Genomic DNA, 21284 nt, shown 5'->3' with positions numbered 1-21284 from the left:
AGATCAAGGAGGACACATGCCCATCGCACGGCAAATGTTCACACGGGTCATGGCAAGCGCCGTGACCATGGCATGCCTCGCCACGCCATTCGCTTTCACGCGCACCGCGTGGGCGGGACAGACCAGCGCGGAAGCAGGCAATGCCACCAGCACGAGCAGCCAGAATCCCGTCGGCGCAGCCGCCACCGAAAACCTCGTGCAAGGCGGCGCGCTCGACATCATGGTCAACGCCGCCGGATCGCAGGAAGGCGGTTGGAACACTCTCGAAGGCAGGCAGCTCACCGCATACAAGCTCGCCGATTACGTGGACGGAACGTTCCACAACACGGGCGACAAGCAGGCGGACGGCGTCGCCGTCGACACACCCGATGCGCTCCGCACGCACCTCGACCGTGTGCTCGCCAAAACCACCAGCGTCAAGGACGGCAAGGTCGAGAACCTGCCCGGCTGGGAGGACGCGGGACGCGACCCCATCGCATGGATGGGCGGCTTCCGGCAGGCCACCGGCAAGAACGACCAGGCGGCAGGCACATGGGGATACGGTTGGAACGAAAGTGGCTACCAGAAGGACGGTGTGAACAGCCCTGGCAAAGCGCTTGTCGGTAGCGTGCGTGAATTCTCCGACAACCTCCTCATCGATTCCGCTGCGTTGAACGCCGTCAAGGGCCAGCCCCACTCCCAGACCGTCACATGCACGCACGCCGCCACCTGCAAGGTGACCGTGCCCAGCACAGGCGTGTACCTTATCATCGACAGTGGCGCGGGACTCGACAAAACCTACAAGAGCCCGAAGAAGGATGCGAACGGCAACGCTTGCGTCACCAAGAAGAACATCCTCTCCAGCCAGTCGATGATCGTGCCCACTCAGGCGGACGCGAAGGACAAGGCCGCAGGCACCACGGACGGCACGCGCCTCGGTTCCGTCGGCAAGCTCGGCGTCATCACCATCAAGAATCAGGCGGGCGAGGACGTGGAACCATGCGGACAGGCTAAGTCACTCGACGGAAGCAAGCCGGAAGGCATGGACGCGAATGATCACGGTAGCGACGTTGGCGACACCATCCCGTACATCGTGCATTACGATGTGCCCGACCTGAGCAAGTACAAGAACGCTTTCGATAATAAGGATAAGTGGGTGTACACATACCGTGTCATTGATACGACCAGCAAAGGCTTGAGGATTAACGACGGCACGCTCTCCATCACCATCCCCGGCACGTACGGCGACACCGTGACCATCACCCCCACCAAGGTCGACAAGCTGCCCGACGCATGGACGGACGTGTCCAAGTCCACGGGCGACGGTCAGCCGAACGAACCTGATGCATGGTATGCAGTCGAACGTGATTACCTCGGCAACAAGGATGCGACTCATCTCGTCATTGGCTTGGGACGCTGGCTCGTGAAGAATTACGGTGAGATTCGCGGCACGGACAATACGCACACCCTCTACCAGCATGAGATGACCATCAAGTACACGGCGACAGTCACGCCCGCCGCCCTCGACAATGGCAATAAGGTGTGGAACGATAATTACGTTAAGTACTCCGACCTGACGAACTCGGGTATTACGTTCGACACGCCGCACACGAAGATCAAGCAATGGCTGTATGACATCGACCTGACGAAGAAGAGCAGCACCAGCCTCGCCGGCTTGCAAGGCGCGAAGTTCACAGTTAAGTACAAGCGTCTGGACTATGGCAACAATCAGCATAATACCGACATGAAGAAGGAAGATACGCCCCTCTCATGGGTCGAGCTTGGCAGCGGCACAGGTATATACCGTCTGGCTACCGCAGAGGATAAGACTGGCACTACGACGATCGTCAAGAGCGGCAAGAACGGCAAGCTTGGTTTGCACGGTGTGGACCTCGGCACGTACACGCTCACCGAAACCGAAGCATACCCGAACTACCGTAAGCTCCAGAAGTCGGAGAGCATCATGGTGAACGCCACGTTCATCAACCACGGCTTTACGAGCGAAACCACGAAGGACGGGCATGTCATCGCAACGGACACGTATCCCGCCCACCAGACCGCCGCAGTGCTCACCATCAGCCAGGAAAACCAGGTGCTCGGCCAGAGCATGTTCACGTTCAGCAAGGGCGTGAAGAAGGAAGGCCTGTCGTTCCGCACATGGAGCGAGAACAAAAAGAATTTCGTCCCAGTGGACGAATCCAGCAAAGCGCTGAAAGCCATCTGGGGTGCCCCGACCGACCAGAAGGGCAATGTGTACCCTGATGCACAGGGCTTGATGCTCCAGACAAAGGACGGCGCGTATGTCGCGGATGACAAGACCAACTGGCTTGACATGCAGCTCACCTTGCGCAACCAGCCGAATAATGTGATGCTCGCCCAGACAGGCGCTCAGATCATGTTCGGCGTGACCGGCATGCTGGGCATCATCCTCGTCGGCACGGGTATTACCCTGCTCGTCCGTCGCCGCATGATGGAAAGCCGCGCGTGACCATGATCGACGCCGTAAGGAGCGGCAGTTCGGGGGCGGCATCGTGGAACATGATTCTGCGTGCCGCCCCCGCGCATATTCGCCGCCGCAAACGACTGACACGCCTCACCGTGCTTGGTGTTGCGTGCAGTCTCATGGGCGCGCTGTTGCTCCTCATGCCAGCGCTCATCCTGTATGCGCAAATGCCGCGCACGCCCCAGGCTACTGACGTGGAGTCCCTCGCACAGGACACGGACATGTTTGACCGTGCCAGCGCATACGACAACAAGCTGCTTCAGGATCCGACGGTGGCGACAGGAGAGGCACCGGACCCGTTCACCGATAGCCAGCAACCCGCCTACGAGTCGGACACGGATTACCAGTCGCAGCTCGGCATGGGCGACTCGATGGCAAGCATCCGCATCCCCAAGATTGGTGTGGACCTTAACATCGGGCATGGTACAGGCGCGGGCACGCTCACGCATGGCGCGGGCCATGTGTACGGGACGACGCTTCCCGTGGGTGATCCGGGCAACAGTGTCATTGCAGCGCACCGTGGTCTGGGCGTGAGCCTCCTGTTCTACCGGTTGGGTGAGCTTGGCGTGGGGGACATGGTGTACACGCAGGCGGGCGAGAGGTCGGTCGCATGGCGTGTGGTGCGCATCCTGCGCGTGGATCCAGGCAGCACGCAGGAGCATGAGGCGTTGCAAGCGGACGCGTCACATACCCTGCTGACCTTGTACACGTGTGATCCGCCGGGCTTGAACACAAGGCGTTTGCTGGTGGTGTGCGAGCGTGTGCCGTGGGTGGATGCTGTGAGCGTGCCCGGTCAGGTGGATTGGGGGCAGGGTGTGCTCGCGGGCGGTCTCGCGGGTGTGCTCGCACTGGGTTTCCTGCTGGTGAGCGTGCGCGCGGGTGTGCCGATGAGGCACGCGCGACGCCGGTGAAACGGGAACCCGCGTGCTTGCGTTCATAACGCCGCATGGCGTAGAATATCAGCCGAAACGGTAAAAAAATCACAAGATACCGTGAAAAAATCGCCGTTAGATTGGAATTCGCAATGATACGCCTCACCATGCTACGGCTCGACGGGACGAAAAACATCCGGCACGGCACCATCAGACTCACCCACGATCCGACCATCGGAAGCGTCACGGGAATCTACGGTCCGAACGGAACAGGCAAAACCACCGTCATCGAAACCATCCGCACCCTCCGCCTCCTCATGCTCGGCGCGCCACTCGACGGGGAACAGGCAAGCATGCTCGTGCAACGCACCCCCGACCCGCACGAGCCACGGCAGGCGACGATACACGCTGAATTCCTCATCGACGGCACGCCCACCGCATACACCGTGGTCCTCGCCACCGACGGCAGCGGGCTGAAACCCGAACGCGAAACCATCACCATCCGCAAGAACGGCGCACGCAAACGCACCCTCATCGACTGCTGGATGCTCCAGAACACGGAAACCGGGTTGCTCACACCCGTGACGGCACCGGCAGGCGCATGGAACAGCCTCACCGCGACAGCACACACAGGCGACTACCTCACGCAGGAAGCGGCACTCGCCCACAGCCAGCATCGCAGCCTCCTGTTCTCACCCGGTTTGCGCGACAGGCTCACCCGGTTGTCCGGGCTGCTCCACTCCCAGACCATGCTGCCAGCCGCACGGGGGAAAGCACTCGCCGATAACCTCGACCCGCTGCTGCACACGCTCACACGCCTCAACTCCTACGCCGAACACGGCATACGGACTGTTACCACACGGCAGGCCGCAAGCGTATGCTTCGGATACACGCCGTTCATGCACGACGGACGGTTCGACATCCTCGACATCGGCCGCCCATGCTTCGTGCCCGCCGGAATGCGCATGGAAATCGACCGCATGATACGGCAGGCGAACACCGTCCTACCCACGGTCATCCCCGGGCTCACCCTGCACTGCGACATGAAGGACGACACGGACGACGAGGGGCATGAAGGCGTGCGCGTGTTCCTCTACTCGCAGCATGACGGGACGCGCATACCGTTCTGGGCTGAATCGGAGGGAATCCGCCGCATCATCGGCATCCTGTCGCTGCTCGTCCGCATGTTCAATGAACCTGACACCCTCATAGCGGTGGACGAACTCGATTCGGGGATATTCGAAATACTGTTGGGCGACATGCTCCGCACTCTTGCGAACCGTGGGTTGGGGCAGCTTGTGTTCACTGCGCACAACCTGCGCGTGCTGGAGGTCCTCGACCGCAGGTCCATCGTGTTCTCCACGACGGATCCGGACGACCGTTTCGTCAATCCGACGGGCGTGCATGCGGGCAACAACCTCCGCGACATGTACATTCGGGCGGTGAGCATGGGTGACGGCAACGGTCTTGCGTCGCGTACCGTCAGGTCGCATCTTGCCGTCGCGCTCATGCAAGCGGGGGAGGATGCGGAGTGAACGCGCGTCAGGAGTGCGTTGACGGCAGGCATCGTCTGCTGGCGTTGTACCGGTTCGTCGAGGAGAGGTGCACGTTGGGTGAAGGCGCGTCATGTGAGGCGATGCGCCTGGCGGGCGTTTCGTATGATGGTGGGCGTGTGCGTTTCAGCGATCTGCCGGAGGATGTGAGGTCTGCCGTGCTTGCGTATGGCGTGGGCGTGTGCACGGATGCAGTCGGGTGACGATGGGGCGGTGCGCGCGTGGGCTGCGGGTTTGCGTGCGCACCATCTGCTGTGAAACAGGTGCCGACACACCCCTCTTCCCAAGACGGTTGGATCGGCGCATAATGGGAAAACAAGACGGAAGGGAGGACACTTCGATGCAACGACTCAACCCGACGGCCATAAGCGACTTCTACATCACCCTTGCGAACGCAGGGGATCCCGATGAAGACGACGGCATGACCAACCTCAAGCTCAACAAGCTCCTCTTCCTCACGCAAGCGGCAAGCCTCCAACGATACGGGCGCACATTGTTCGACACTCCCATCGAAGCATGGAAATACGGTCCCGTCGTCCGCCCCGTATACGAGAAATACAAGGAATACGGACGCGACAGCATACCCACCCCAAGGAGCGGATTCGACTGGAGGACGCTCGACCCGGACATCCTGAACCTGCTGTGCGACGTGTACGCCGCCTATGCCGTGGATTACACGGGGACCGGCCTGATGCGTCTCACGCACATGCCGGGCACACCATGGTCGGACGTGTACGAGCCGGGCGAGAACAGGACCATCAGCCCCCAGCGCATACTGCAATGGGTGTCGGCGCATCCATTGCGCACCAATACGCCGCCCATGCCGGAACGGATGGTGGAGCAGCCTTCCTTCACTCCGGATGGTGAGGTCATGCTGCCGGCCGATTGGATGGACGACTGACCGTGGATGGCATGCCGCGCGCATGGGATGTGTGGTTCTATCCGTTTCCATTCACGGAGGATCGGAAGTTGAGGAAAACACGACCGGTCGTCGTCAAATCCGTGTTGGGGGAGTCGTGCACCGTGTTGTATGTGACGTCCGTCGTGGAGAAGCAGGATTTCCCTGATTTTGTGTTGCTCCAGGAGTGGTGGAACGAGGGTTTGTCCAAGCCGAGTGCCGTGAGGTGTTTCCGTGGGCTTGCCATGCCTGTCGCGGAGTTGCGGCGTTCCGGGCGTAGGGTCGGCGTGCTGTCTCCCGTGGACAGGGTGGATGTGATTCATCGGCTTGGCCGGTTCAGCGTGTGAGCGTGCTGTCGTGTGTTGGACAACCAACTACAGTGGTACTATATTTGATACCATGACAAGCGTCGGGAAAATCATCGAGAACATGCGACGGAACCCCAACGGGATACCGTTCCAAGACCTATGCAAGGTATGCGAACGGTATTTCGGAACACCACGGTGCAACGGAACCTCGCATCGCGTATACCATACGCCTTGGAAAGGCACCCCATACGTCAATATCCAACCTACTCACGACGGAATGAGCAAACCCTACCAAGTGAAACAGGTGCTCGACGCATTGGAGAAGAAAGGAGCGCTCCGATGAACACCGTGGCACAATACGCCGATCATTACGCCTATCGCGTGCAATGGTCGGAGGAAGACGGGGAATACGTGGGAACGGTCGTGGAATTCCCGGGTCTCAGCTGGCTTTCACTGACACCGGGAGAAACACTCGACGGCATCCGTCGGGTTACGGGCGAATGCGTGGAGGACATGCTGGCGCACGGCGAACAGCCGCCGCAACCATTGTCCGACCGTTCGTATTCAGGACGTTTCAACGTGCGTATCACGCCTGACGCGCATAGGCGGCTCGCGTTGGAAGCTCAGGAGGAGGGTGTGAGCCTGAACCATCTGGTTGCCGAACGCCTTGCTGTCTGACCGGTTTGGCGACAGCTGTTGCCTGAGGCGCGGTCGGACTAGCGGTTTTCGTGTTGTTTTGGCGGAACCCATGTCGCGTTCCGCCAATATCCTTGGAATGTTAGCGTTTCGGATACTGTCAAGTAAGCATGGTCATGCCAAGCTCGAAGCGCCATCGGACAGCCGCACAGGAACCAGGATGGTCAGCGAGTCGGGTGCATGCGATGTGCGCAGACGTTGGACACCCGGGGGACGCGCGCATTGCACATGCGGTGTGCGTTCGGTATGCTTTTCTTTTGATGAAGCCGGGCGTCGCCCGGTTCGCAGAAGCCGCTCGTCGGATTGGTCCGATGGAGCGGCTTCTGCGCATCTGGCGGAGGCGACCGAACCAAGGCAATGGTTTGGAATCCGGACCGTCGGGGAATGGATGCTTGCCGTCCGCGTGTTGCAAATGCCCGTATCCTATGAGACGGTTTCAGATTCTGAACGCTCGCATGCCGCAGAATCTGAAACGGTCCGGCTTTCTATGTCGGCGATGAGCGTTATCTCAACGACTTGCCGGATGAATATAGGAAAGCCACTGAATCGTGAGACATGGAATGTCGGCGGGAAAAGCAAGGGCTGCTGCAGCGACCCGGGAGAACCCCTTCTACAACTGGGTAGAGGAACTGATTCCAATTATGCCAACCGAACAGCATGAATTGTGTCGTGGGATGCGTGTGTTTGCAAGGGTTTCCACACGTTTTTTGACAGCATGCGGTTTGCGGATAGTGTGGATTGTGATCAGCAAACGCGCGACAGGCTTGTTACCTCGCCTGTCGTGAAGAGAGAAAGGAACCCAAGATGGGAAGACGATCAAACACAGGCGGGACAGTCCGTCCTCTTGTGGTGATGCTGGCGGGTGTGCTCGCATGCGTATTGTGCGTGGGGGTTGTGCCCGTGCCCACCGCCACGGCAGGAACCGTGGATGACGCGCAGGCGGCGTATGACGCGGCGCTCGACGCGAAACGGGAGACGGACGCGCGGGTCACGTCGCTGAAAGCAGCGGGCGAAAGGGCCGTCGCACAGGAGGCGCTGGGATCCGTCGGCTATTTCAAGGACCGGCAGGGCGTGTCAGGCGGCGCATACCGCGTGTTGACCGATCCGACGGTGACGCGATCCAAGTACCTGGAGCAGATCCATGCGGGTGCGGAGGGGGATGCGACGAGCCTTGCGAACGTGGAGCGTGCGCTCGGGTACATGGAGCAGTTCGAGGCGATCCGCGCGTCGGAGGGCCTGTCGTCGGTCCCCGTGAGTGACGTAGTGATGGCTGTCGGCGAGGTGCACGCCGACTGGACGCGTTATTTGGTTGATACCACGGGCGTCATTTCTCATACGCATGAATACAACACTCGTGATATTCTAAGTGCAAGCTCCGACACGCCGAGTAGCCAACCGTACGATGTTTTGTATTACCAGGAGAAGGAACTGGCCCAGAATCCTACGGCTGACTTCGATGCCATCGGCCATTACTTGAACATCATCGTCGATCCGATTAAAGCTACCGGCATCGGCGTCCTTTCTAATAAGGACGACACAATCGTTTTCGCACAGGATTTTCTCGATGATGACGTCGTCGAATCGAACCTCGATCAGGAGGAGATCCGCTCCCAGTCCCTGAACGACCCCAACTCCTGCGAAAACAACTTGGTGCACGGCTGCAAGGAGTACGAGGCCACCGACCTCTCCAAGGGGAGCCGTACTATGTCTGTGGCTGACTGGAAGAAGGACTTCGAGGCCTACCGTGACGGCCTCGAGAAGGACGCGGTGCCGTACCGGCAGGCCCTGGACGCGCAGAAGCGTGCGGCGGACGCGCTGGACGCGGCGAGGAAGGCTTTGGACGCGGCCCGCAGGACCGCCGCGGACCCGTCGTCGAAGCCTTCTACTCAGCCCAGCAAGCCTTCCACGGAGCCTTCCAAGCCTTCTACTCACCCCAGCAAGCCGACTACGGAGCCTTCCAAGCCAAGCACGGAGCCTAGCAAGCCGAATACACAGCCGAGCAAGCCGGGCACTCAACCGTCCAAGCCGAGCAGTCAGCCGTCAACTCAGCCGTCGTCGGAGCCTTCCAAGCCCAGCAAGCCTTCCACGAAGCCGAGCAAGCCGAGCACACCGACCACGCAACCATCCAAGCCGTCTGCTTCAAGCACGCCCAGCGTGGCGCATCAAGACGTGTACCGCGTGTACAACCCCAACAGCGGCGAACACTTCTACACGGAAGTGCAGGGTGAACGCGACTGGCTCGTCCGCTTGGGCTGGCATGACGAGGGCGTGCTCATGCAAGCCGTCGTGAACGCAGCCGACGGGCAGCCGATGTACCGTCTCTACAATCCGAACAACGGTCTCCACCATTACACGGAGGTCGCGGGTGAACGCGACTGGCTCGTCCGCTTGGGCTGGAACTACGAGGGCATCGCCTACTATGCAAGCGAATCGGGCACGCCCGTGTACCGTCTCTACAATCCGAACAGCGGACAGCATCATTACACATGGAGCGCTTACGAGCGTGACGTGCTGTCCCGTTTGGACTGGAACTACGAGGGCATCGCCTGCTACGGGTACAAGGCGTAGCCTGTCGGCCGTCCGATGATGGGGCGGCGTGGGATTGGGAGGTTTGCTTCCTATCCCGCGCCACCCTTTTCTTTTGCCTTCCCGCGCGAAAAAGCGAGCATTGGCAAAAGCGGCGTATGAACGCGAACGCCAGCGCATGGCTGATGACCCAGCCTTCGCTGATCAGGTGCGTGCCAAAAGACATGCAAAGTACATGAGGCATCGTGCGAGGATGTGATTCCTCCCCACGGCCAAGGACGGGGGCACCCAACCGCGCCGCTCTGGTGGATTTGTTCAGGTTGACACGGGCGACGCGCAGGCGATTATCTTGCCGTCCGGCACCTCTTTTTTCCCGCATCCGTTAGGTTGTTTTGACATTCCGCTGGAGCAGGGTAGTGTTGATGCTGTCAAAAGGAAAGACAACACGACCAGAAGGACACACCATGATCGCCATCAACAACATCTATGACCTGCTCCACCTGCTCTATGACGTGCTTGGCGACGAGTACGACGAGGAAGTGACCAACGGTGAATGCCTCGACGACACCATCAAGGTGACCAAGCAGGGTTCCACGAACGCCATGTACATCGGCTTCGACGAACATTACCCGTCCGTCATCGACGCGACCGTGTGGGACGAACCCGAAGGCTATCACGACCGCTACGATGACTGGCCTGTCAGCGAAGGCATCTATTGGGACACGGAGGACGAGAATCTCACGCCTGAAACCATCGCAGCGGACATCGAAAAGGAGTTCTAGCCCGTAGCGGCGGCGGCAACCGCATAACCCGTCACTTTTGAAAGGAGCCACGATGGACGAAGACATGATATGTCCACGCTGCAAGCACGAGATGCTTCAACCGCACATGCACTACGGATACATCGACTGGTGGGAATGCGACTGGTGTGGATACTCGACCGATCAGCAGGAACACATCTTTGCGGCAAAGAAGACGAAAAGAGAAAGCGAGAAGACAATGGATGACAAGACTATCGACATGGTTGTGGCGAAGCTCCACGAGCACGCTGACATACTCCGCGCCATCTACTGCGATGTGAACGAGGAGAAGTGGGTGCGCAACGATGCGTTCAGGCTGATGGGCGGCTATGAGGACGCGGCGTCTTTCGTGTCCAACCTCAAGGAGGCGCATTGATGGCGGACAAGGAGGCAGGGGCAAGGGACGCGACGCTCCACGAAATCATGGCATGGTGTGAGCAGGAAGCGGACAAGCAGTACGACCTGTATCGCACGACTTATGGTGATGAGCGACTGAGCGCCGACGCTGCCGAATACGCTTTTGAGGCGGTCGCCGAGCACTGCTGGGAAATGCTCGGACATGGCGGCTCAATGCCTCTCGAAGTCGAGAATCAATCGGAGGACGCGAAATGAACACCGAGAAAGACAAGACGCTCCACGAGATCATCGACTGGTGCACCGAATGGGCGGAGCAGCTTTGCGATGCGAGGGAAGGCGATTTTTACGCCGACTTCCTCCAAGTCGATACGCTGACGCATGTCATCGACCACTGCAAGCACATGCTCGAATGCAGTGGAACCATGCCTTCAGAAGTCGAGAATCAAGCGGAGGACACAAAATGAAACAAGAATACGATGTCACCAATGATGAATCAAAAGTCAGCGTTGTCGTAGGGGTTGCATTACGCGAAGGCGACCAAGTGATTCCTGAAACATTCAACCCCGTGGCACTCACAAAGTTTGAGCGACTAATCGGCAATAAAGGCGTGACAAGCGTGCATATCAACCCTCAACCACCAAGCACGTACAAGTTAATAGCTGGATACCTCAGAATGATGGCTGACGATTTGGAAAAAGAAGCGGAGGACGCGCAATGAACACTGATACTGACGTGGAGGCGTTCGCCCAAACATGGTGATGCGGCAACGGAAAGGAACACTGTATGGATCCGGTGAAACGGTTGGAAGCGATCAGGGAACTATGGTCCGACCCGTTGGCGCGTCTCGAAGGCAAACGCAAAGGCGAGCATGGGTGGAAGCCGGTAAGCCGCAGCCGAGCATTGGATGCGCATGGCAAACCCGCTTACGATTCCTATAGGCTTGTACGCGACTATGACGGTGATTTTGATGGCAGGTTCCCTGGACTTGCCGATTATGTGGCCGAAGTCCGGCTCGTGTTCAAGCCGGCCGAACTGGAAGACGTGGTGTCCGGCGGGTTGGCGGGTTGAACGATTGCCGTTTCTGGGTGTTTTGTTTTGCCTTGCAATCTTGGATAGAATCAAGGGTGTTTCAACAAGACTTGCGAAAGGACACACAAAATGAGGAAACTTCCCGAAACCCTTGACCCCATCACGCAATTGCATGCGTTCCATGATGCCCCGACGCACATCTGATGGCGGGGGACACGGCATGGGACATGCATCCCATCGAATGGCAGGATGCCGTGGACGCGGACGGCATCAGCCGCTACCCGAGGTATGAGGTTCGCCTTTCCGACAGGGACGGCAAGCCGCGCGCATGGCTGTTCACCAGTTCGGAAATGGAACTCGCCCTGGGGTGCGACGGGCCGCGTCCGCATAGGCTCATCGACGTGTATCATGCGTTGCGCCTCCAGTTGTTTCCCGTGGATTGGATGGTGCATTTCACGCGCACGGGGATTCTTGTCGCGTGTGGTGCGGGGGATGCGCTGCGTGTCGTGGACACGATTCGCGTGGATGGTGACATGAGTGTGGTGGGTGTGCGGCATGCGGATGGGTTGCGTGTCGTAATACCGTCGGATGTGGGTGTGTGGGATGCGGCGCCCCGTCTGGTGGATGGCCTGGGGTTGGTTTCGTTGGGGGAGTGAGGTTTCCCGTCCGGCATGCATGCCGCCGGGTGTTCGCCGCGCGATACGCGCCCCGAAAAACCCGGGGACGCATGGCGCGCCGGGTTGAAACACCCTATCCGCGTATCATATAGTGGGGCGTGACGGCACACCCGTTCGGAAAGGAAACGACACCCCTTATGCTTGCACACCCCATGATCACTTCGACCGGCGTCACCATCACGTTCACCGACCCGACCGCACCCAGTGTCACGTTCACCACACGGCAACTCCTCCACCATTGGCATGGACACGGCATGCCCACGCCCTATGACTGGGATACGCTTCTCATCCACGCTTTGGACACCCGGCTCACCTGTCATCGGACAGGCGCGTGGGACGCGGCATGCCGCGCATACCACCTCGACCCCCTGGCCCAGGCGGACGCATGAGCACGCCAACGGGAACGCAACGGTACGCGATACGCCACAAGCCCACACGCAAGGAACGCCAACGGCAGGCAAAGGAAGAGCAGCGGCGTGCACTCGACCGGCAGGACGCGCAATGGGCGATGACGCACCTGCAAACGCAGATAACCGACATGCGTGCCACGACAGGCGACAGCATGCACGTGAAGGGAAGGAAGGCACGCCGTTGGGCGTAAGCAGACTACCGTTGGAAGGCATCATCGCGTTGGGGGCGAGGCATGTGCCGGATTCGGATACGTGCACGGCGGACGAATGGTCGCACGGCTTGGCTTATTTCGACGTGGCGCCCGCCGTCCCGCGCATACGCTTGCACTCCGATCGCCGTTAGCCGTTTCATGTGGCGTTCCGGCGTGTGGTCTCGCCTTTTTCCGCGTGTTTTGACAGTGCGTGGGAATCCACTAATGTTGATCATGTCAACGGGAAAGACAACACGACCGGAAGGACACGCCATGACCAGCAGCAAGCCCACACAGGAAATCACCATCACGGTGCCCATCACGTTCCGCGTGGACAAGTATGACCTTACGTACACGTACGCGGGAGAGACTCTCTCCTCCACGGTCGAGGAGAACATCGCCGGATACGTGCTCGACCACCTCGACACCACGGGAATCGCCCGGTACATCAAGGACTTCCTCGAATCCTACGAGGGCAAGGACATTCTGACTGACGCAATCAGCGCCAACGACGATTCCGTGGATGCCGCGCTGCCCGACGGTTACAAAGAAGCCCACGAGGCCGACATGCGCGCGGAAGAGGCGGATGGGAGCGGTTACGCCATCACCGACAACATCGAGCTTCTCGACAAGGCTCTCGCCAACGCCTGACACCAACGAGTGGCGTGCAATCCGCGGGATGGGACGCGGATTGCACGCCACCGTTTCCTGTTGTGGAAGAAACGGAACGGCCAGGACACCATGCTCGACCAGCTTGTCGAAACATTCCGCCAGCCCATCGGCTGGACAGCCTCCCTCACCCTCGCCATCATCCTCATACTCGACCTGCGCGCCATCCGCCAAAACCGCATGATGCGACGGCAAGCCACATGGAAACACGCGCGCCTCACCCACGACCCGCACGCAACCAGCCGACGCCACGGCCATCACCCACGGCACGCAGCCCACGGACCGCACACGCCATTGCACGCCGCCTGACCGACTATCATGAGGAGTGACAGAACACCCAATGGAAGGACACGCCACCCCATGACAGGCACACCCCAAACCACCATCCGCCAGACACTCGACGCGCACAACATCACCACCGAACCCACCGTCAGGCAGACACTCGACGCAATGGCAATCACCCTCGCCAGCCGACAGGCAACCATCGACCGCATCGACATGACACAAGCGGAACGCCTGTTCGTCGCATGGTGCGACGCCTACGACCGCAAGCCAAGCCAAGCATCATACACCGTCATCGCACGCATCCTCGCCGACTGCACGCCCAACCCCATCGCACGCATCGACCTATTGTGGAACAGCGGCTACGCACGCTTGCACGCCATGCAAAACCATCCGACGGCGACACGCGAGATCACCCGCCCGCAGGCACGCGTGGACACCGTCCGAAACCAGTACAGCATGTTCATGTTCACGCTTGACCTGCCGAACCCAGCGCACCCGGAGATCACGTCGCGCGTCTCCTACCCGGTTCACACCGGAGATTTAGACGAGTATCTCGATTGACATCCTCCCCCGCATGAATGCGGGGGATTCCCGAACCTTTTTCTGCGTCGAGTGCACAAAAGCCGCTCCATCGGACGGATCCGACGAGCGGCTTTTGCGAACCGGGCGTTGCCCAGCTTCATCATGAAGAAGTATACCAGATGCGCGCCGTTTCAGCAACACCGTTGTCGGCGGCGCGCACGACACGCGGTTTTTTACTCTTCCAAGAGTTTGAGCGTGAGATGCTTCACGCCATGCCGTGTCATGATGAGATTGTCGCCGTCCGGCAAGCCATAACCCACGCCATCATCATCAGCCTGGCTGTCAATGTCACGCAGGCGGGCGCGCAGTCGGTCAAAACCCCTGCGGGTCAACCGCATGACCGGCGGGAAATCGAACCTCATCCCATCCTTTTTCACGCCATGCGACTTGCATGGCACCAACACAAGCCACTCATGTTCTATGGAAGCGTAGGCGGTCGGCTGCCAGAATCCACTCGCCGACTTGTACGCCCACCCCCATTCCACGAGGAGCTGGCGGATCTGGCTTTCCTTGTACCTGTGTCCCGTGTGGCTGATTGTTTTCGCGGCTTCGCGGATGAGCATGGTGTCCTGGCCGTCGAGCCAATCGTCGTAGGCTTCGACTTTCGGTGCTTGCGCCTGCAATTGCTTGGCTTGTTGTGCGGCTTGTGTTTTCGCATCATGCCAGTCCTGTACGAGGCGGAGGAACGCGTCGGGATCATTGAGCATCGTGTCCATCGTCTGCGGCGTGGCGTACATTCCGGTCTTGCGAATCGACGGGAGCACGTCGGATGTGACCCAGTGTTTGAAGTCGTGTGCCTTGGGCAGTTTGCTGGAAAGCACGAGGCCGTACAGTCCGGATTCGTTGATGACAATGGGATTCTGTTGGCGTCCGATGGAGTCACGAATCGTTACCCCATCGGTTTTATCCTCGTCGTCCACATGATCGATGACAGCCTTTCGCGGATTGCTGTATCCGAGAATTGCGCACACGTCCTTTGCAACGAACCACGGTTCGCCGTCCTCGTCGGTCACGACCCGCACGGGCATCGGCTTGCCGTCGTCTCCTTTGAACGTGAACACGCTGTCCGACGCGCCGACGGTTGCGAGGGTATGCTCGTGCCCTGTATTCTGCTGAATGGCCATGGAAAATATCCTTTCTGCTGGCCGTGCCCCTTGCGGAGTTCCAGTCCGCTTGGGGCTTTTTCTGTTGTCCCCGGCTATCCCGGGCTTGCCAATCACACTACACACGTGCCGGGGAATGTCAAAAAACGTTGCGAAACCATGCTTTTGGACCCTTGGAAGCATGGCGGTCATGGGTGCGTGCAGTCTTGGGATGCGCGGAACGCACCCGCAAACGTGCACGCCATCATGCACGCCACACGCCAAGACGAAACGAAAAAGCCCTGCCGTCCGCTGCAACAGACGACAAGGCGCAATCAGGACTGATAGCCTGTCAAACAATACCCATCATACATCAGGCGGACGGCACATCCTCCAAATCGTAAACGGGATGACTCAACTCCACCGGCAGCGCGTCCTCCACAGCACACGCATCATACCCCAACCCACGGTCGGTCAGATCAGTCACATACGATTCCAGTTCCTTCACACCACCCTCCGTCAAGCCAAGGTGAAGGATAGCCGCCTCACACGCTTCCGTCTCGATTACACCGTTGGTGTATGCGTCGCAGAACGCGAGCACCGGCATCACCTCCTCCTCATGGAGGCACCTGCAGGAGTAATGCTTGTCGTACAAGCGTTGCACCTGCACGCCTATCCATTTGAGCTGACGGCGCGTCAACCCGTCGAACCCGGGATGCTGACGCAACGTAACCTGCCCACTGTCTGACTGTTGCATGATGGCTTTCCTTCCAACCAATGGCTGTTGCTGACACCCCCTAGAGTAAACCACCATGCAGGAATGTCAAAACACCCTATCAGCACCCATCACAACCACTTCGCATCATCATCCACACCCGGCAAACCACCCTGCGCACGACGCGGCACAGCAGCAGGCGACGGCAACAACAACACGCCATCCGACCCCACCTCCACACGCACACCCGGATACACCACACGCACCTTCCCCACAGCACGACGAAACTTCAAACGAAAATTCTTCATGCTCGACACACCATCACCAAACCGCGCATACAACCAATCCCAATCCAAACGCACAGGATGCCTCAACCCACCCATGCTGCCCGACAACCACACATACACGTCATACGGCAACACACTCCGCCCCGACAGCAAAAACGACGCAGCCCGCGTATCAAACGGCGCACTCTCACGCGACAAACGCACCCACACATCCTTCGTCAACACAAAAGCCGCACCACCCTTCGACGGATCATCCGACCCCTCCGCCAAACGCACAGCCTCCACCAACGGCAGGCTCACCGAATCCCGGTAAGTCACACCCCCATCCTCACTCACCACACGCACACTGATATGACTCGCCAACAGCAACCGCAACTGCTCCTGCAACAACAACGCCGTCGCACCACCATGCGACAACCCCAATTCACTCGCCAAACGGTGCATCGACGGAATCACCACCATACGCCGCTCAGGATCCACCGTCCCCGTGCGCCGCCCCGCGCTCATGCGAATCTGCTTCGCCATCCACGCCATGATGAGACGCGGATACTTCCCCGCGGGAAAACGCCGCTCATGCGTCGCCGGATCGATACCAGCCTCCAGCAAATACTCCACGCCACCCACACGCTTGCTCACATAATCCGTGCCCGCAGGCGGCTCCACCGCAGGAAACAGCGTGCTCGTCAGAATCGAATGCCCATACCACACCTCCTGAGGCGTGGGAGCGCGATCAATGATGCCCGCCACCGTCTGCAAAGCATCCAAACCATCCGAGTTCAAACCACCCATAGCAACCGAATACTAGCATCCCGCCCTGTTTTTTGACAGCACGCCCCACGCCACGTAGGTTGGACATCAGAAACAGCCAAGGAGCGACAACACGCCCCCGCAAGGAAAGGAAAACACAATGGGCGACTACAGGCTGTACAGACAGCAGGCGGACGGCAGCACCATGCGCGCCGACCACAGGGACGACGAGTACATCGCATGGGCGGCGACCCCGGGAAACACCCCTATCACAGACACGCGGCTCGCCCTCGACACTCTCGCGGATATCACCCTCAGCCGCCGCTATCTCGCATGGGCGGAACGCAGCCACACCACCATGCGCGGCATGTGGACGCATCCCGTGCGCACGCTCACCGCATACACGCGCACACGCCTCACATGCACACCCGATCCGGACACGCCACGCCATCCAAGCGCGTGGACGCCCCACACCCGTCTCGAAGGCGTGCGCGCACACCAGCTCGCCGCAAGCATGGACGCGCTCCACAGGAGCCTGAGCGTCGCACGCGAACACGGCATCATCGACCCGTGCGACATGCTCGCATCCGCACAGAACAAGGTGTATTCGGAATGGGTGCATGCGAACACGCCCGACAAAGCGGTCGGCATCCTCCTCGCCGTCGGGGATTCCGTCACCACGCTGCCAAGCATGGACGCGCCGCTCGCCAGCCTCGCACCCCGCATACAAGGAGCCATGGGATTGCTCGCCAGCACGTACATGACCCGGTGGGGCAACCACGGCATGGAACGCTGGGAGTACCTCAGCCGCGCGCAATTCGCATGGGAATGCCCCACACGATTCGAAACACAAGGAATGGGCGGCGCACGCATCCTACGCACGACCGTAAGCAGCATCGGCGGTGACCGCAGCGAACAACGGGTGCTCGCCGCACACGCCCCCGACCTGGGGTGCGCCGACAATCCCCGCATGCGCAGCACGCTCGCGGACACGCTGTGCACCCTGTGGGCGGTGCATGACGCGGGCAGCATGGTGGTCATACGCACCCTGTCGGGCGGACGCATGCTCGTCACCTGTGACGGCGATACGTTCCGCATCGACCTGCGTGGCGCCAGCCACCGCGTAGGCGAAACCGCGCGACTGCTATGCTGGACCGCTTGACGGTCTGACTTTTCTCATACCCTTCACGCGGGTGTTTCATCATGCCCGTCCGAGTAGAATCGAAAGTGGCATCCGCATCCCGTTCGGAAAGAAAGGCGGCGCATCATGACGTTCAGACCCGGGGAGCATCCGCGTGACCCGCAGGGACGTTTCCGCGACAAGGAAGCGTTGCGCAAGCAGCGGATCATCCCCCAGACCGTATGCACATACGAGCCTTGGAAAGGCCACGCCGTCCACGAGATAGCAGGCTGGGGGACGGTCAAGGACCCCAATACCCCGCGCAACAGGGAGAACGCGGAGATAACCGAACGCATGGAGGACTTCGGCCTGATGCCATGCACAAACAACGGCATGAGCCGCCCCGGCATGTACATGGGATACATGACGCAGGATGATGCGAAGGAAACGGTGGAGGCGTTGAACGAGGAGTTCCCCGACCGCACGTTCGAAACCATCGACCCGGATGAGCATGGGGAACTGTGGGACACGTTCGGCTTCTTGGAAGACGGTTCCGGACGGTATCCGAGCGGAGACAGGGAGCCGCAGGACCAAGACGTGGTGTTCGCCCTGACGGTCGAAGGTGAGCCCGTGGAGGAATGGAACGACGCTGGCATCGAGAATACGTATCGGAACGCGGGCGCCATCATGAGAAACACGAGGGCCATGGGAGGCCGTGGGAACCTGACGTTCGTCCGCGACACCACCATCCTGCACTCCAACACGCGCAAGGTCAGGGACGAACTCATGCGGCAAGGCTATCCGCAGGAAACGGCCGACGAGTATGCGGAGGACATCCTCATAGAGGACGAGTGGAACGAGGACGACCTGTACACCGACCGTTGGAACCGAAAGGAGATATCCGACGGGGACGCCAGGAACGCCATCAGCTCGTACGACCTGCCCAGGGTCCTCGAATTGGCTGAACGGCGGCGCAGGATGCACGCCGGCGGGAAGGAAGGCGAGTGATGTTCCGCGCATCCGATCATCCGCGTGACCCGCAGGGACGTTTCCGCGACAAGCCGCGACTTCCGGGCGTCGGCATGCCGGGGGCGCGGGACGGTGGCCTGCCCGACGGGTTGGACGAACGCCTGTCCGACCTTGGTTTCCAACAGACGCTCGCGCAAGGCGTGTACGGGGGTGTGATGGAACCCGTGGATGCCGTGGAGGCGGTGGACACGCTTACCGACGAGTATCCGGATGTGGATTTCGACTGGTATGACATGGAGGCCATGAACGATGGGGATTGGGATTGGGGGGATGCCATTCCGGGTGACGAGCACTCGTATTCCCTAATCCCCAGCAGCTTAGGGGGTGATTTGGATTGGGATTTGGATTGGGGGGACGCCATTCCGGGTGACGGCATCATCGAACCCACGCCCACGCCGGAGCCTACGCCCGCGCCTGAGACGGAACCCGCGTCCACACCCAAGCCCAAGCGCAAGACCACGCCGAAACCCACGCCGCACGCCACACCCGGCACGACACCCGGCTTGGAGGAATACCATACGCTCCCGCCCACGGACCTCAGCCACCTCGACCACCTGACCGTCAACCCCGGATTCGACAAACAAGCGGAATTCGAACTGGCGGACTTCATGCGCCACAACAAACGCGAACCCACCGACCTCGAACTCGACAGGTGGATGGAATTCGACGAATTCTACACCGAAGAACAATGGAGGCATGCGATGCTCCACCGGTGGAAGCACACACCCATCGACGTGGAGCAACGCGCACACAACCCCTACGGCTACAATTGCCCCATGGTCGCCGCCGCAGCGGAACTACGATGCCGTGGATACGATGTGACCGCCGCACCATCCAGCGCGAACAACATCTCGCAGAACCCCTGCGTCATCGCCGCGAACTGGCGTGACAAAAACGGCAGGGTCCGTCAGTTCACCGAAGCGGCCAGCAGGTGGAGCATGGAACACACGTTGGAATCCTATCCTGTCGGCGCACGGTTCTTCATCATGGGACGCCAGAAGAACAGCGGGCACATTTGGATCGCCCAAGTGGAGGATGACGGGCATGGCGGCAAACGCCTCCACGAATACGAGTTCCAGGAATCATCCCGCCGCGACGTGTACGAGTCGAAGCTGCGTGAAGCACGCAGGATACGCCCCGGATACGTGCCACGCCCCTCGAAGCCTGATGCCAACGACCCGCTCCAGCACATCATGTCCGGCGAACACGGTCTGCAATGGATGCGCGTGGACGACCTGCAACCCACGGACAGGCTGTTGAACGGCCCCAACCCCCGGTTGAGCGAATGGTCGCGCACACCGTGGGTGGTGGGCAAGGGGCAGGAGGATCCGCACATCGACAGGCATCCGCCGACGTCACGTTCCAAGCGTGTGAAAGCCGCCCAGGACAGTGACAGGTTCGTTATGATGGAGACTGTCGCAGAGGAATACACGGCAGGGGAGCCGACCCCCTTGCCGGATGGAAAGGAAGGCAAGCATGGCTGGTGAAGACGAAGAGAATAGGCGGGTTGATGAGATCCTCGCACGACTCAAAGCGGAGGGATACCTGCCGTTGGGTCATAGGACGGGCAACCTGTTCATGGACGAATGGTACCGGCAGGAATGGTCGAAACCGGCTGAGGACGTGCATTTGGATCCGTCCGACCCCGTCCAGAGGAAGTTCATCGACGTGCTTCTCGAGGGGGATTATGCGCAGCTCTTGTCCTTGTATGTGGATGGTTGCATGTCCGACAGGGTGTGGTCGCTGTGGAACGAGAATCATCCGGGTGCGGAAGATGAGTTCAAGGAGCAGGCGCGCGAGTATGCCGTGTGGCTTGCCGCGCATCCCGAGGCAGTTGCCGATAGTGGGTCGGATGATGAGCCGGGTGAGTCTGATGAGTCCGGTCCATTGGATGCCGGGCGGAAGCATCGCGTGGTGCTTGTCGCACGCCCACGATCCCATGATGCGACGCACGATGATGAATGAGCGG

At 60.0% G+C, this 21284-nt stretch carries 28 protein-coding genes; 25 read left to right on the top strand and 3 right to left on the bottom strand.

Annotated elements, in window-relative coordinates; genetic code table 11:
- Nucleotides 1-16: 16 nt before the first annotated feature.
- The 21 genes from CLV65_RS07695 to CLV65_RS07595 all read left to right on the top strand — a co-directional run bounded on the left by CLV65_RS07695 (nucleotide 17) and on the right by CLV65_RS07595 (nucleotide 14314).
- Nucleotides 17-2467 carry a SpaA isopeptide-forming pilin-related protein gene (locus tag CLV65_RS07695; protein WP_094692025.1) on the top strand — a complete coding sequence of 817 codons (2451 nt, stop codon included), beginning with the start codon at nucleotides 17-19 and terminating at the stop codon, nucleotides 2465-2467.
- A gap of 2 nt (nucleotides 2468-2469) precedes the next feature.
- The gene (locus tag CLV65_RS07690; RefSeq protein ID WP_094692024.1) at nucleotides 2470-3393 is read left to right on the top strand and encodes a sortase; all 924 of its coding nucleotides are present in this window, start codon (nucleotides 2470-2472) and stop codon (nucleotides 3391-3393) included.
- 113 nt (nucleotides 3394-3506) lie between these two features.
- Nucleotides 3507-4889, top strand: a complete 1383-nt coding sequence (locus CLV65_RS07685; RefSeq protein WP_094692023.1) for an AAA family ATPase — start codon at nucleotides 3507-3509, stop codon at nucleotides 4887-4889.
- Complete coding sequence (locus tag CLV65_RS07680; protein ID WP_094692022.1) at nucleotides 4886-5110, top strand: hypothetical protein; 225 nt, start codon at nucleotides 4886-4888, stop codon at nucleotides 5108-5110. Before CLV65_RS07685 ends, CLV65_RS07680 begins: the two co-directional genes overlap by 4 nt.
- A gap of 137 nt (nucleotides 5111-5247) precedes the next feature.
- Nucleotides 5248-5808, top strand: coding sequence for a Panacea domain-containing protein (locus CLV65_RS07675; RefSeq protein ID WP_157847262.1), 561 nt, complete (start codon nucleotides 5248-5250; stop codon nucleotides 5806-5808).
- Nucleotides 5809-5819: 11 nt separating this feature from the next.
- Nucleotides 5820-6152, top strand: coding sequence for a type II toxin-antitoxin system PemK/MazF family toxin (locus CLV65_RS07670; RefSeq protein WP_157847261.1), 333 nt, complete (start codon nucleotides 5820-5822; stop codon nucleotides 6150-6152).
- Nucleotides 6153-6452: 300 nt separating this feature from the next.
- Entirely contained in the window at nucleotides 6453-6791 is a 339-nt protein-coding gene (locus CLV65_RS07660) for a type II toxin-antitoxin system HicB family antitoxin (protein WP_094692018.1), read from the top strand.
- Nucleotides 6792-7613: 822 nt separating this feature from the next.
- Nucleotides 7614-9377, top strand: coding sequence for a hypothetical protein (locus tag CLV65_RS07655; protein WP_094692017.1), 1764 nt, complete (start codon nucleotides 7614-7616; stop codon nucleotides 9375-9377).
- A 422-nt stretch (nucleotides 9378-9799) separates the two neighbouring features.
- The gene (locus CLV65_RS07650; protein ID WP_094692016.1) at nucleotides 9800-10117 is read left to right on the top strand and encodes a hypothetical protein; all 318 of its coding nucleotides are present in this window, start codon (nucleotides 9800-9802) and stop codon (nucleotides 10115-10117) included.
- A 52-nt stretch (nucleotides 10118-10169) separates the two neighbouring features.
- A complete protein-coding gene (locus CLV65_RS07645) occupies nucleotides 10170-10511 on the top strand; it encodes a hypothetical protein (protein ID WP_094692015.1) in 342 nt (113 codons plus the stop codon).
- On the top strand, nucleotides 10511-10747 hold the full coding sequence (locus tag CLV65_RS07640) for a hypothetical protein (RefSeq protein WP_094692014.1): 237 nt from the start codon (nucleotides 10511-10513) through the stop codon (nucleotides 10745-10747). Before CLV65_RS07645 ends, CLV65_RS07640 begins: the two co-directional genes overlap by 1 nt.
- Complete coding sequence (locus tag CLV65_RS07635; RefSeq protein WP_094692013.1) at nucleotides 10744-10956, top strand: hypothetical protein; 213 nt, start codon at nucleotides 10744-10746, stop codon at nucleotides 10954-10956. The genes CLV65_RS07640 and CLV65_RS07635 overlap by 4 nt, the downstream gene beginning before the upstream one ends.
- Nucleotides 10953-11210, top strand: a complete 258-nt coding sequence (locus tag CLV65_RS07630) for a hypothetical protein (protein WP_094692012.1) — start codon at nucleotides 10953-10955, stop codon at nucleotides 11208-11210. The genes CLV65_RS07635 and CLV65_RS07630 overlap by 4 nt, the downstream gene beginning before the upstream one ends.
- A gap of 65 nt (nucleotides 11211-11275) precedes the next feature.
- Nucleotides 11276-11560, top strand: coding sequence for a hypothetical protein (locus CLV65_RS07625; RefSeq protein WP_094692011.1), 285 nt, complete (start codon nucleotides 11276-11278; stop codon nucleotides 11558-11560).
- 188 nt (nucleotides 11561-11748) lie between these two features.
- Nucleotides 11749-12177 (top strand): hypothetical protein, encoded by a 429-nt coding sequence (locus CLV65_RS07620; protein ID WP_158216113.1) that lies wholly within the window; start codon nucleotides 11749-11751, stop codon nucleotides 12175-12177.
- A 173-nt stretch (nucleotides 12178-12350) separates the two neighbouring features.
- On the top strand, nucleotides 12351-12587 hold the full coding sequence (locus CLV65_RS07615; protein ID WP_144441936.1) for a hypothetical protein: 237 nt from the start codon (nucleotides 12351-12353) through the stop codon (nucleotides 12585-12587).
- Nucleotides 12584-12799, top strand: a complete 216-nt coding sequence (locus CLV65_RS07610) for a hypothetical protein (protein WP_094692008.1) — start codon at nucleotides 12584-12586, stop codon at nucleotides 12797-12799. The genes CLV65_RS07615 and CLV65_RS07610 overlap by 4 nt, the downstream gene beginning before the upstream one ends.
- An 11-nt stretch (nucleotides 12800-12810) precedes the next feature.
- Nucleotides 12811-12951: a hypothetical protein gene (locus CLV65_RS08795; protein ID WP_158216112.1), complete on the top strand. Its 141-nt coding sequence runs from the start codon at nucleotides 12811-12813 to the stop codon at nucleotides 12949-12951.
- 121 nt (nucleotides 12952-13072) lie between these two features.
- The gene (locus CLV65_RS07605; protein ID WP_094692007.1) at nucleotides 13073-13450 is read left to right on the top strand and encodes a hypothetical protein; all 378 of its coding nucleotides are present in this window, start codon (nucleotides 13073-13075) and stop codon (nucleotides 13448-13450) included.
- 90 nt (nucleotides 13451-13540) lie between these two features.
- Complete coding sequence (locus CLV65_RS07600) at nucleotides 13541-13777, top strand: hypothetical protein (protein ID WP_094692006.1); 237 nt, start codon at nucleotides 13541-13543, stop codon at nucleotides 13775-13777.
- 51 nt (nucleotides 13778-13828) lie between these two features.
- On the top strand, nucleotides 13829-14314 hold the full coding sequence (locus CLV65_RS07595) for a hypothetical protein (RefSeq protein ID WP_094692005.1): 486 nt from the start codon (nucleotides 13829-13831) through the stop codon (nucleotides 14312-14314).
- Nucleotides 14315-14508: 194 nt separating this feature from the next.
- Here CLV65_RS07595 and CLV65_RS08790 read toward each other — a convergent pair whose 3' ends face one another.
- From CLV65_RS08790 to CLV65_RS07580, 3 genes are all read right to left on the bottom strand, one after another.
- Nucleotides 14509-15459: a BRO family protein gene (locus tag CLV65_RS08790; RefSeq protein WP_157847259.1), complete on the bottom strand. Its 951-nt coding sequence runs from the start codon at nucleotides 15457-15459 to the stop codon at nucleotides 14509-14511.
- A 331-nt stretch (nucleotides 15460-15790) separates the two neighbouring features.
- On the bottom strand, nucleotides 15791-16174 hold the full coding sequence (locus CLV65_RS07585; RefSeq protein ID WP_094692004.1) for a hypothetical protein: 384 nt from the start codon (nucleotides 16172-16174) through the stop codon (nucleotides 15791-15793).
- Nucleotides 16175-16263: 89 nt separating this feature from the next.
- Nucleotides 16264-17208 carry a replication protein RepA gene (locus CLV65_RS07580; RefSeq protein ID WP_094692003.1) on the bottom strand — a complete coding sequence of 315 codons (945 nt, stop codon included), beginning with the start codon at nucleotides 17206-17208 and terminating at the stop codon, nucleotides 16264-16266.
- Between the two features lie 118 nt (nucleotides 17209-17326).
- Here CLV65_RS07580 and CLV65_RS07575 point away from each other — a divergent pair, with 118 nt between their 5' ends.
- The 4 genes from CLV65_RS07575 (at nucleotide 17327) to CLV65_RS07560 (ending at nucleotide 21280) form a co-directional block, all read left to right on the top strand.
- A complete protein-coding gene (locus tag CLV65_RS07575; RefSeq protein WP_094692002.1) occupies nucleotides 17327-18328 on the top strand; it encodes a hypothetical protein in 1002 nt (333 codons plus the stop codon).
- A 105-nt stretch (nucleotides 18329-18433) separates the two neighbouring features.
- Nucleotides 18434-19294: a hypothetical protein gene (locus tag CLV65_RS07570; protein ID WP_094692001.1), complete on the top strand. Its 861-nt coding sequence runs from the start codon at nucleotides 18434-18436 to the stop codon at nucleotides 19292-19294.
- Nucleotides 19294-20802: a hypothetical protein gene (locus tag CLV65_RS07565; RefSeq protein WP_094692000.1), complete on the top strand. Its 1509-nt coding sequence runs from the start codon at nucleotides 19294-19296 to the stop codon at nucleotides 20800-20802. Before CLV65_RS07570 ends, CLV65_RS07565 begins: the two co-directional genes overlap by 1 nt.
- Complete coding sequence (locus CLV65_RS07560; RefSeq protein ID WP_094691999.1) at nucleotides 20792-21280, top strand: hypothetical protein; 489 nt, start codon at nucleotides 20792-20794, stop codon at nucleotides 21278-21280. Before CLV65_RS07565 ends, CLV65_RS07560 begins: the two co-directional genes overlap by 11 nt.
- The last annotated feature ends 4 nt before the right edge of the window (nucleotides 21281-21284 follow it).

Origin of the sequence: Pseudoscardovia suis, assembly GCF_002797875.1 — a bacterium.
In the GTDB taxonomy this organism is placed as follows: Bacteria; Actinomycetota; Actinomycetes; order Actinomycetales; family Bifidobacteriaceae; genus Pseudoscardovia; species Pseudoscardovia suis.
Note: the sequence above shows the minus strand (reverse complement) of the source record. Positions and strands in the feature narration are given on the sequence as shown.